Here is a 10,971-nt window from a genome sequence, read left to right on the forward strand (position 1 = left end):
TCTGAGTTCGTAAAAAATCGCGCGGACGATGCACTGATTTTAGATGTCCGACCTTACCTAAACCCTCCCCTACTTCCGCGTATGGGAACTCCATCCGCCCGGTGACACCCTTCAGGCGCTACTACGACAACTTGAGAGTGGTCAAATAGTCCTTGAAGCTATCACTCAGTTCTGGATGTTTCAGGCCCTGCTCTACCGTTGCGATCAAATATCCGAGCTTTGAACCGCAGTCATAACGTTTACCATGGAATTCATAAGCTAGAACCGGTTCCTCGTGCAGCAGCATCGCAATAGCATCGGTAAGTTGAATTTCGCCGCCGGCCCCTTTAGCCACGTTATCGAGTTTGTCAAAAATGGCAGGGGTTAAAATGTACCGACCAACTACCGCCAAATTCGAAGGTGCATTTTCTGGCTTCGGTTTCTCGACGATTTGCTCCAACTTTCCAATGTTGTCTTGAATCAGATTAGCTTTAACGATGCCGTAGCTTTGAGTTTCCGAAGGAGCGATCCTCTCAACTCCCAGTACCGAACACTGCCATTCGTCGAAGATTTTAACCATCTGCGACAGACAGCCGGTATGCCCATCGTCGATCATGTCGTCAGCCAGCAACACGGCGAAGGGTTCATCTCCAATCACAGCCCGAGCACAATTGACTGCGTGCCCCAAGCCCAAGGCTTCCGCTTGGCGAATGTAAACGCAAGTGACATGGGGCGGGACGATGTTTTGAACAATCCGCAAGATCTCCGACTTACCGCGGTTGGCCAGCTCGGTTTCAAGTTCGTAGGCCTTGTCGAAATGATCTGAAATTGCCCTTTTCGTCCGGCTAGTAATGAACACCATGACGTCGACCCCGGCCGCAACCGCTTCTTCCACGGCATATTGGATCAATGGCTTGTCTACAATAGGCAACATTTCTTTCGGGCTCGCCTTAGTGGCTGGAAGAAATCGCGTTCCTAGGCCGGCAACCGGAAAAACTGCTTTTCTTACAATCCTCTTCATTGTTTGCTTTGCTCTTTACTCAACCAAATTAAATCTTGTGTTTATCCTCGAGATATCGAAGCACTATCTGAGCACATGTATCCAAAGAGTCGACACCTGAATGTAAGGTAATTTCAGGATTTTCTGGCTCCTCGTACGGAGAAGAGATGCCTGTAAAATCAGGAATTTCGCCAAGTCGAGCCCTCTTATACAAACCTTTGACGTCACGATTTTCGCACACCTCTACCGATGCATCGCAGTAAACTTCGATGAAATCTCCCTCACCGACTAGTGATCTCACCATTTGTCGGTCCCGTCGAAACGGGGATATAAAAGCCGTCAGAGCAATAACGCCTGCATCGATGAACAGCTTACTCATCTCGCCGATGCGGCGGATATTTTCCCGTCTGTCTTCTATACTGAACGCTAAATCAGAGCAAAGTCCATGCCGTACGTTATCGCCATCGAACACGTAGGTACGACATCCCCGTTCGAACAGCAGCTCTTCGACACGATGAGCCAAGGTCGATTTACCGGCCCCGGAAAGGCCGGTAAACCATAAAATAAAGCTTTTGTGCCCATTAAGCCGCTCTCGCTTTTCTCGTGTTACGGACGCGTTGTGCCATACGATGTTTGAACTCATAGAAATCACTTTCACTCTTTTAATTCCCTCGAGTATTTTAGCCTTGAGTTCGATGGCGCTCACCAAGGATGGAAATTTATTTTTCAAAAAAAAGGCTCCACGAAGGAGCCTTTCGGAATCGATAGTCGATTTTTGATTATTTGGCCTTGGCAGATGCCGCTGCCGAATTTGGTGCTTCAGCGCCGACAGTAATCTTGTCGCGGTTCTTTTCGATTGTCGCGGTGCCAATTCCTTTGACACGCGCCAAATCATCCGCCGACTTAAATTTGCCGTTTTTTTCACGATCCTGAATAATCGCTTCCGCTTTTGCCTTGCCTACACCGTTTAAACTTTGGGCAAGCTGGTCGGCCGTAGCGGAATTAATATCTACTGGTTCAGCTGATACGCACCACGCACAGCTAAAAAGCATTAATGCAAATATAACTTTCCTAAGCTTCAACATGACGGCTCCTGTAGGTTGCAAATATGTTGCAAGCTTAAAGCTAGCAGTCGATGCCGCATATGCAATTGAAATTACTGTAGGAATTTTCGGATTTTTGCGTAAGCTTTTGCCGACAAGTCATTTAGGCAGTGCTTTACAGATGAGAGACCGATGAAAGCAGCGCTTGGGTTCTGTTACTGCCGAAGCGGACAGTATTGGAGGCGTTCTCATAGACACCTTCAAGGCAGTTGATAGGCGTGGTTGCTGACACTCCAGCGCATTCCACTGCACTTTCCAAGATTGACTTGTCGCCGGACCCAGACGATCCCAGTGCAGCAATGCACGTCGGAGCACGTCACGGCTGGATGGCAATTTTTGTGAGGAAGGACTTACACCGGCTGGTGTGCTAAACAGAATATGCTAGGACAGAGACAGAGGGACGGAGACGCAATACGATGCCTTTAATGGACCAAATCTATATCGCCTAATTTGTGGCGGCCTCAGGGGCAACTCAACTCCGCGCTTGATTGACTCGATCTCGCAGTTCTTTGCCAGGCTTAAAATGAGGTACAAACTTGGAAGCCAACTCGACTGAGTCGCCTGTTTTTGGATTCCGCCCCATCCTCGGTGGACGATAATGCAGCGAGAAACTCCCGAACCCTCTAATTTCGATGCGCTCGCCCGATGAAAGGGCATGGGTCATATGTTCGATCATTCCTTTTACCGCCAACTCGACATCCTTAAACGCCAAGTGGCCGTACTTCTCTGCTAAGAGATTGATCAATTCTGACTTTGTCACTGTCATTTCCATAAATAGCGGGGGGCAGTGTGTCCGCCCCCCTTGCTTGACCTGACTATTTATTTTCCATCTGTTCCTTGAAGATATCTCCCAAAGTAGGCATACCGGAGGAAGATTGCTGTGAGTACCCCTTGATTGCAGCAGCTTCCTCTTCTTGATCCTTCGCCTTAATCGAGAGAGTAATGGATTTGTTTTTCTTGTCGACCCCGATGAACTTCGCTTCGACTTCGTCGCCTACCTTCAACTGGGTACGAGCGTCTTCTACTCGATCGCGAGAAATTTCGGACGCGCGGAGATAGCCTTCAACACTGTCAGCCAGGGTGATAACTGCCCCCTTAGCGTCGACTTCCTTGACAACCCCGTTGACAATGCTGCCTTTTTCGTGGGTCGCCAAGTAATTCTGGAAGGGATCCTGCTCCAACTGCTTTATGCCGAGCGAGATTCGTTCCCGCTCAGGATCGATGGCCAGGATGATGGTCTCCACTTCATCGCCTTTCTTGTATTGGCGAATCGCTTCTTCGCCCGGAATGGACCAAGAAATGTCCGACAGATGCACCAGACCGTCGATAGCACCTTCCAGTCCGATGAAAATACCGAAATCGGTAATCGACTTGATGCTGCCCTTAATCTTGTCGCCCTTCTTGTGGCTCGCAGCAAATTCTTCCCAAGGATTGGGCTTGCACTGCTTCATGCCGAGAGAAATGCGACGACGCTCCTCGTCGATGTCGAGTACCATGACCTCGACTTCCTCACCCAACTGGATAACCTTGGCCGGGTTGACGTTCTTGTTGGTCCAATCCATCTCGGATACGTGAACGAGGCCTTCGACGCCCTCTTCCAACTCGACGAAACAGCCGTAATCCGTAAGGTTGCTGACCTTTCCGAAAAGGCGCGTGCCCGGCGGATAACGACGTGCGATATTCAGCCACGGATCCTCTCCCAGCTGCTTCAAGCCAAGCGAGACGCGATTCTTTTCCTGATCAAATTTAAGTACCTTGACCTGGATTTCTTGGCCGATCTGAACGGCTTCCGAGGGATGCCGCACTCTCTTCCAAGCCATATCGGTAATGTGGAGCAGGCCGTCGATGCCGCCGAGATCGATAAAGGCGCCATAATCGGTCAGGTTCTTCACCACGCCCGTGACGATCGCACCTTCTTTCAGGTTCTCGAGCAACGCTTCCTTCTCGGCGCTGAACTCGGATTCCACTACGGCGCGGCGGGAAAGCACAACATTATTGCGCTTTTGGTCGATCTTGATGACCTTGAATTCGAGGTCGCGCCCTTCCAAGTAGGACGTGTCGCGGACCGGACGCACATCGACCAGAGATCCGGGCAAAAAGGCGCGCAACGCACCGACAGCCACCGTGAAGCCTCCGCGTACCTTGCCCGTAATTCTACCGACCACGGTCTCATTCTTCTCGTACGCCTGTTCGAGCTCTTGCCATGCCTTCAACCGCTTTGCCTTGTCGCGGGACAACAGCGTAGCCCCTAAACCGTCCTCCAGCATGTCGAGCGCCACTTCGACCGTGTCGCCGATCTGTACTTCGATTTGTCCGTCGGAATTCAAGAACTGCCATTTGGGTATGACGCCTTCCGACTTCAATCCCGCATTGACTACGACCACATCGGGGCCGATATCGATTACGGTGCCCGTGATGATGCTGCCTGGGCGCATTTCCGCCTGAGCCAGACTCTCTTCAAACAATTGTGCAAAGCTATCGCTCATAAAACGAACTTGGTTCTAACAGCCAAGTTTCCCTAGCCGTTTGGGTTAATTGGTTAAACAAATTGCCGAGCAAACGCCGGCAACGCCTCAAAAATTACCGATTACGATCTTACCTACCGCCTATAATATCGAGACATCGGGCGATAACTTGATCAATCGTGAGATCGGACGAATCAATCAGAACAGCGCCATCCGGTACAGTCAGCGGCGCCTCAGCACGTTCCTTGTCGCGCCGGTCCCGTTCTTCAATCTCTTTCGTTAAGCGTTCAAGGTTAACATCAGCCCCCTTCTCTTTCAACTGCTTATGCCGCCTTTTTGCGCGCACTTCCGCGCTGGCAGTTAAAAATATCTTATACGGGGCGTCGGGAAAAACGACTGTGCCCATGTCGCGGCCGTCTGCGACCAAGCCGGGTTCTCGCTGAAAATCGCGCTGCTTCTGCAAGAGTGCCTGTCGTACCGGTCCATAAGCGGCGATCTTCGAAGCCGTGTTGCCGCAGTCTTCCGTCTGGATTTGACAGGCAATATCCTGGCCGTTCAGAAGGATGCGCGGCGGATCGTTCGCCTCGAATTGAAGATCCATCGACCGAGCGACACTGACAACGGCGTCGACATTGTGGGGGTCGATCGCAGCCTGGGTAACGGCGAAGGCCAATGAACGGTAGATGGCCCCGCTGTCCAAGAAATGCCAGCCCAGCGTCTTGGCCAACGCACGGCTCACCGTCCCCTTGCCGGCACCGCTCGGCCCATCAATGGTGATCACCGGCACCTTCGTTGTCATAGGATTTCGCCGAAAATGGCAGAGATGTTTAGGCCCATATCGCGCGCCAACTCCACGAAGCTCGGAAAGGATGTATTGACGTTCGCGCAGTCGTCGATTTCGATCAGGCCGGCGGCCCGCAGCGCGGCAACAGAAAATGCCATGGCAATACGATGGTCGCCGTGGGAATTTACTTTCCCCCCGGACAGTTTTCCGCCCCGTACAATCATACCATCCGGCGTCGGCTGGGCGTCGATGCCCAAGGCTTGCAAACCGTCAGCCATTACTTGGATACGATCGCTTTCCTTGACCCGTAGTTCCTCGGCGCCGGTCAATCGAGTTTCCCCCTCGGCGCAAGCCGCGGCGACAAACAGAACCGGAAACTCGTCGATCGCCAAAGGCACCAATTCTTGCGGAATCTCGATCCCGCGCAGGCGACTTGAACGGATGCGGATATCCGCAACCGGCTCACCGCCCATCTCGCGGACATCGACGACCTGAATATCCGCCCCCATCAGACGCAGAATGTCCAAAACCCCGGTACGAGTCGGATTCACGCCCACATGCCGGAGGGTGACATCGGCATCTTCGCCGATTGCTGCGCCGACCATGAAAAATGCCGCCGATGATATATCGCCAGGCACATCGATGTCGCAGGCAACAAGTCTCCCGTCCGGCTGTACGCATACGGTATCGCCTTCACGAACCACCGGATAGGAAAATCCGGCCAACATGCGCTCGGTATGATCGCGCGTAGGAGCCGGCTCGCGCACACACGTCCTGCCGGCGGCGTAAAGCCCGGCCAAGAGAAGACAGGACTTGACCTGGGCACTGGCCACCGGCATATCGTAGTGAATCCCCCTCAGCTTCGTGCTGCCTCTAATCTTGAGCGGAGCGGTTCCCGCCTCGGTAGTTTCCACCACTGCGCCCATCGTACGTAGCGGCTCGGTTACTCGCTTCATGGGGCGGCGGGAAAGAGAAACGTCGCCGGTCAAAACCGAGTCAAAATGCTGCCCCGCCAACAGACCGCAAAGGAGACGCATCGACGTGCCCGAATTCCCCAGGTACAACGGTTCTTTGGGCGCACGCAACCCATGCAGCCCCACACCTCGAATGCACACCTGCCCGTCTTGCGGGCCCTCGATGTCGACGCCCATCGCCCGAAACGCATTCATAGTGGCGAGGCAATCGTCCGCTTCCAAAAAGCCGGTGACGCGGGTCGTGCCTTCGGCCAGCGCACCCAACATGATGGATCGATGGGAGATGGATTTATCGCCGGGCACCCGGGCCTCTCCGCGAAGCGTGCCACCCGGCTGCACCCGAAAGCTGATCGTGTTGTTCTGCATGGACCTGTTATTTTTCAAGTTGATCTAAGAATCGTTGTCGCGCACTGCGGGCTTCGGAGAATAAAGAATAGAGTTCGTCCTCGGCCCCTCTCGAAATCAGACCAGCGGCCACACTAAGCTCTTCGCGGAACTGATGGATCAAGGATACGATTTGCCGCCGGTTCGCGAGGCAGATATCCAGCCACATTTTCGGATCGCTGGACGCGATACGGGTAAAGTCCCGAAATCCGCCAGCGGCATACTGAAAAATTTCCTGCTGCTCGTCTTTCTTACCTAGCATGTAAGTCAGCGTAAAGGCCAACACGTGAGGCAAATGGCTGGTCGCGGCCAACACTTCGTCGTGATGGGCTGGCTCCATTTCCGAAACCTTGGCTCCTATCGCTTGCCAAAAACGCTCAACCCGCTTGATGGCCAGCGGCGACGTGTTGTTTAGAGGCGTCAGGATAACTCGCTTGCCCTGATACAAATCGGCGGTCGAGGCATCCACACCGCTCCGTTCGGCTCCCGCGATCGGGTGGCCCGGCACGAAATTTTCGGGAACCTCACCAAAAATTCTTTCGGCGGATTCGATGACATTACACTTCGTGCTGCCCGCGTCCGTAACGACCGCTCGGGTGGACCATACCGGTTTCAACGCGCCCAAAATGGCGTCAAAAGTTCCGACGGGGGTCGCGATCATCACCAAGTCTGCATTTGCAGCGCCCTGCTTTGCATCGGAAAACCCGACGTCGATGACACCGCATTCCAATGCGTTTCGCAAGTTATCGGTATCGGCATCGACGCCCACGATTTCATGGCAGAGCCCTTTGGCGCGCGCGGCACGCGCCACCGATCCGCCGATCAGCCCCACGCCGATGATGCATAGACGCTCGATCATAAGGCCAAGACACAGTCCAGTGCGGCCAGGAAAATCCGGTTTTCTTCCTCGGTACCGACGGTGACGCGCAAATGATTGGGAAGACCGTAATTGGCAACCGGCCGAACGATGACGCCCTGCCGTAACAGCGCCTCGTAAACCGGGGCTGCCGGTCTTCCCACGTCGACCATAATGAAGTTGCCGACCGAAGGAATGAAGCTCAAGTCGCGCTCGGTGAAGGCTTCGCTTAGCCGGCACAGGCCCTCTCGATTCAAGCTCACCGAACGGGTCAGATGATCGTTGTCGTCGAGTGCAGCCTTGGCGGCTTCCAAGGCCAGAGAATTGACGTTGAACGGTTGCCGCACGCGATTCAAAAGATCGGCAATCGCTGGGCTCGACACCGCATACCCGACCCGCAGCCCCGCCAGTCCATAGGCTTTGGAAAAAGTCCGGATCACGATCAAACTGGGAAAATCGGACAGCCACTCTATGCAATCGGGATAGTCGGGAGCTTCAACATATTCGAAATACGCCTCGTCCACAACGGCGATGACATGCTCGGGAAGGTCGCCGAGAAAACTGCGCAACTCCGATTTCGTCAAATAGGTCCCGGTCGGATTATTGGGATTGGCAATGAATACGACCCGCGTCGATTCATCAACTGCCTGGGCCATGGCCTGCAAGTCATGGCCATAACGGGGCCCGTGAGAGCCGTCATGGGCCGGTGCAACGACCGCCTGTGCGCCGACGGCTTGCGTCACGATGGAATAAACCGCAAAGGCATATTCGGAATAGATCGCTTTCGACTGCGGGGACAGGAAAGCGCGGGCCACCAACTCCAGTGCGTCGTTGGAACCGTTACCCAAGGTAATCTGTTCGGGTCGGACATCGAGTTTGCGCGATAATGCGGCCTTGAGCTCGAAACCGCTGCCGTCCGGGTATAGGTGGATTTCGGATGATGCACGACGTGCTGCTTCGAGCGCCTTCGGGCTAGGCCCTAGAGGGTTCTCGTTCGATGCCAATTTGACGATATTGCGTAGCCCTAACTCCCGTTCCAGTTCACTGATGGGTTTGCCGGGCAGGTAAGGCGTGAGCGCCCGAACTCCGGGAACGGCTAAATGCTCTGCTTTCATAAAGATGAGTCGAATACTAGGATCAAACGATCAAGACGAGGCCCGAGGATAAGAACCGAGGATTTTCAACATCGTGACGCTTTTCTCAACTTCCTTTAATGCCTCCGCCAATCGAGGTTCATTCCGGTGTCCTTCCACATCGACGAAGAAGACATAGTCCCACGTACCCCGGCGAGACGGTCGGGATTCGATTTTGGTCATGCTGATGCTGTGCCTCGCAAAAGGCTCGAGGACAGCATAAAGAGCGCCGGGATTGTTCCGGGTCGAGAGGAGTAACGACGTCTTATCGTTTCCGGTGGCTCCGACCGGATTCCGCCCGATCACCAAGAACCGCGTGGTATTGTCCGGCTCGTCTTCGATGTTGCGCTCCAGAACATTGAGTCCATACAGCTCGGCCGCCACTTCCCCCGCTATGGCCGCGGTATTCGGCATGACAGCGGCAAGTCGTGCCGCCTCGGCATTGCTGCTGACGGCGGTCTTCCGAACGTTCGGAAGATAACGATCCAGCCATTCGCGGCATTGAGCGAGAGATTGTTGATGGGAGAAAACTTCACGTATTTCTTCGGAGCTACTCAACTTGCTCATCAGGTTGTGGTGAATACGCAGCCCCACCTCGCCGGCGATGAGCAAAAAGGATCGCAAAAAGCTATCCAGGGTGTGGGTGATCACCCCTTCGGTAGAATTTTCGACGGGCACCACGCCGTACTGGCAGGCGCCGCTTTCGACAGCCCGGAAAATTTCGTCGATAGCCGGCAAGGGCACCGCCTGAATGGCATGGCCGAAGTGTTTGTAAGCGGCCTGCTGCGTAAACGTGCCCTGAGGACCGAGAAAAGCAACGGTCAACGGTTTTTCCAAGGCCAGGCATTCCGACATGAGCTCGCGGAAAAAACGGGTGACTGCTTCCTGGCTCAAAGGACCGCTATTGTTTTCGGCGATGCGCCGCAGCACTTCCGCTTCCCGCTCGGGGCGGTGAAAACAATCGACCTCGCCCGCCGCCGTCTTGATTTCGGCAACTTGCTGGGCGCAGCGCGCACGCTGGTTCAACAGCTCCAAGATCCGATCGTCGATCGCATCGATCTCCTTGCGGAGGTGAAGCAACGCAGTATCGACAGTCGATGTATTGTTCGAATTCTCCATGACAACTCGTTATATGACGCGGGCGGAAAGCACTCCCTTGATGGCCCGGATATGTTCCAGCGTTTCGGCGGGCACCTCGGTATTGAGGTCGATGAGCGTATAAGCAAGTTCACCTCTCGACTTGTTCAACAAATCGAGAATATTGAGGTTAGCGTCAGCCAGCGCACCGGAAATCTGCCCTACCATCTTGGGCACGTTCTCATTCGCTACTCCGAGGCGGACGCCCTCGGTCCGCGGCATGACCACGTCCGGAAAATTCACCGAGTGTCGGATGTTACCGTTTTCCAGAAAATCCCGCACCCTATCGGCCACCATTACCGCACAGTTTTCCTCGGCTTCGGCGGTGGAGGCACCGAGATGCGGGAGTACGACTGCGCGGGGATGGTCCAGCATGGCGCGCGAAGGAAAGTCGCATACATAAGCGGCGAGATGGCCTGCGTTCAAAGCGCCGTACACGCTGGCGTCGTCCACGATGCCGGCGCGAGAAAAATTGAGCAAGACCGCCCCTTTCTTCATGATGCCGATTCGTGCCGCATTGACGAGGTGGCGCGTCTGGTCGTTCAGCGGCACGTGCAAGGTCAGGAGGTCGACCTTCGCAATCAAATCGTCGATGCTCGCGGCCCGCGCAACCGACGAAGACAGCTGCCAGGCGCTTTCGACGGTAAGCAGCGGATCGTAACCGATCACATGCATGCCCAAACCCGTCGCCGCATTGGCCACTCTTACGCCAATAGCGCCCAGTCCCAAAACCCCCAAGGTCTTGCCCGCCAGCTCGAAACCGGCGAATTGTTTCTTAGTTTTTTCGACGCGGTGATGAATCGTCTCGTCGTCGCCCTCCAACTGGCGGGCAAAGTCCCAAGCCGTACAAATGTTGCGGGCCGCCAATAGCATCCCCGCAATGACCAACTCTTTCACGGCATTGGCGTTGGCGCCCGGTGCATTGAACACCGGAATGCCGCACTTCGAATACTCCGCGACGGGAATGTTGTTCACCCCGGCGCCGGCACGTCCCACCGCCTTCACCGATTCCGGGATGGGCACGCCGTGGAGGTTATGGGAGCGCAGCAGTATCGCGTCGGGATGCTGAATTTCCGACGCAATCTCGTAACGGTCGCGGGGCAGTCGCTCTAATCCGGCCACCGAGATGTTGTCGTAGGTGAGAATCTTGAACATG

11 protein-coding genes are annotated in these 10,971 nt (G+C 54.6%); all 11 read right to left on the reverse strand.

The window, feature by feature from the left end; all coding sequences use genetic code 11:
- Window positions 1–121: 121 nt before the first annotated feature.
- The 11 genes from galU to B2A78_RS02715 all read right to left on the reverse strand — a co-directional run bounded on the left by galU (window position 122) and on the right by B2A78_RS02715 (window position 10,970).
- Complete coding sequence (gene galU / locus B2A78_RS02665; protein WP_077728368.1) at window positions 122–1,000, reverse strand: UTP--glucose-1-phosphate uridylyltransferase GalU; 879 nt, start codon at window positions 998–1,000, stop codon at window positions 122–124.
- Between the two features lie 28 nt (window positions 1,001–1,028).
- On the reverse strand, window positions 1,029–1,622 hold the full coding sequence (cysC, locus tag B2A78_RS02670; protein WP_077728534.1) for an adenylyl-sulfate kinase: 594 nt from the start codon (window positions 1,620–1,622) through the stop codon (window positions 1,029–1,031).
- A gap of 136 nt (window positions 1,623–1,758) precedes the next feature.
- Window positions 1,759–2,064, reverse strand: coding sequence for a ComEA family DNA-binding protein (locus B2A78_RS02675; protein WP_077728369.1), 306 nt, complete (start codon window positions 2,062–2,064; stop codon window positions 1,759–1,761).
- A gap of 490 nt (window positions 2,065–2,554) precedes the next feature.
- Window positions 2,555–2,854: an integration host factor subunit beta gene (locus tag B2A78_RS02680; protein ID WP_276205321.1), complete on the reverse strand. Its 300-nt coding sequence runs from the start codon at window positions 2,852–2,854 to the stop codon at window positions 2,555–2,557.
- A 43-nt stretch (window positions 2,855–2,897) separates the two neighbouring features.
- On the reverse strand, window positions 2,898–4,568 hold the full coding sequence (gene rpsA, locus B2A78_RS02685) for a 30S ribosomal protein S1 (protein ID WP_077728370.1): 1,671 nt from the start codon (window positions 4,566–4,568) through the stop codon (window positions 2,898–2,900).
- A 109-nt stretch (window positions 4,569–4,677) separates the two neighbouring features.
- Window positions 4,678–5,346: a (d)CMP kinase gene (cmk, locus tag B2A78_RS02690; RefSeq protein WP_077728371.1), complete on the reverse strand. Its 669-nt coding sequence runs from the start codon at window positions 5,344–5,346 to the stop codon at window positions 4,678–4,680.
- Window positions 5,343–6,671 carry a 3-phosphoshikimate 1-carboxyvinyltransferase gene (gene aroA / locus B2A78_RS02695; RefSeq protein WP_077728372.1) on the reverse strand — a complete coding sequence of 443 codons (1,329 nt, stop codon included), beginning with the start codon at window positions 6,669–6,671 and terminating at the stop codon, window positions 5,343–5,345. Before aroA ends, cmk begins: the two co-directional genes overlap by 4 nt.
- A gap of 7 nt (window positions 6,672–6,678) precedes the next feature.
- A complete protein-coding gene (locus tag B2A78_RS02700) occupies window positions 6,679–7,548 on the reverse strand; it encodes a prephenate dehydrogenase/arogenate dehydrogenase family protein (RefSeq protein ID WP_077728373.1) in 870 nt (289 codons plus the stop codon).
- Entirely contained in the window at window positions 7,545–8,660 is a 1,116-nt protein-coding gene (hisC, locus tag B2A78_RS02705; RefSeq protein ID WP_077728374.1) for a histidinol-phosphate transaminase, read from the reverse strand. Before hisC ends, B2A78_RS02700 begins: the two co-directional genes overlap by 4 nt.
- A 30-nt stretch (window positions 8,661–8,690) precedes the next feature.
- Window positions 8,691–9,797, reverse strand: a complete 1,107-nt coding sequence (gene pheA, locus B2A78_RS02710; RefSeq protein WP_077728375.1) for a prephenate dehydratase — start codon at window positions 9,795–9,797, stop codon at window positions 8,691–8,693.
- Between the two features lie 9 nt (window positions 9,798–9,806).
- Entirely contained in the window at window positions 9,807–10,970 is a 1,164-nt protein-coding gene (locus B2A78_RS02715; RefSeq protein ID WP_077728376.1) for a phosphoglycerate dehydrogenase, read from the reverse strand.
- Window position 10,971 lies beyond the last annotated feature (1 nt).

The organism is Methylocaldum sp. 14B, from assembly GCF_002005105.1.
Classification (GTDB): Bacteria; Pseudomonadota; Gammaproteobacteria; order Methylococcales; family Methylococcaceae; genus Methylocaldum.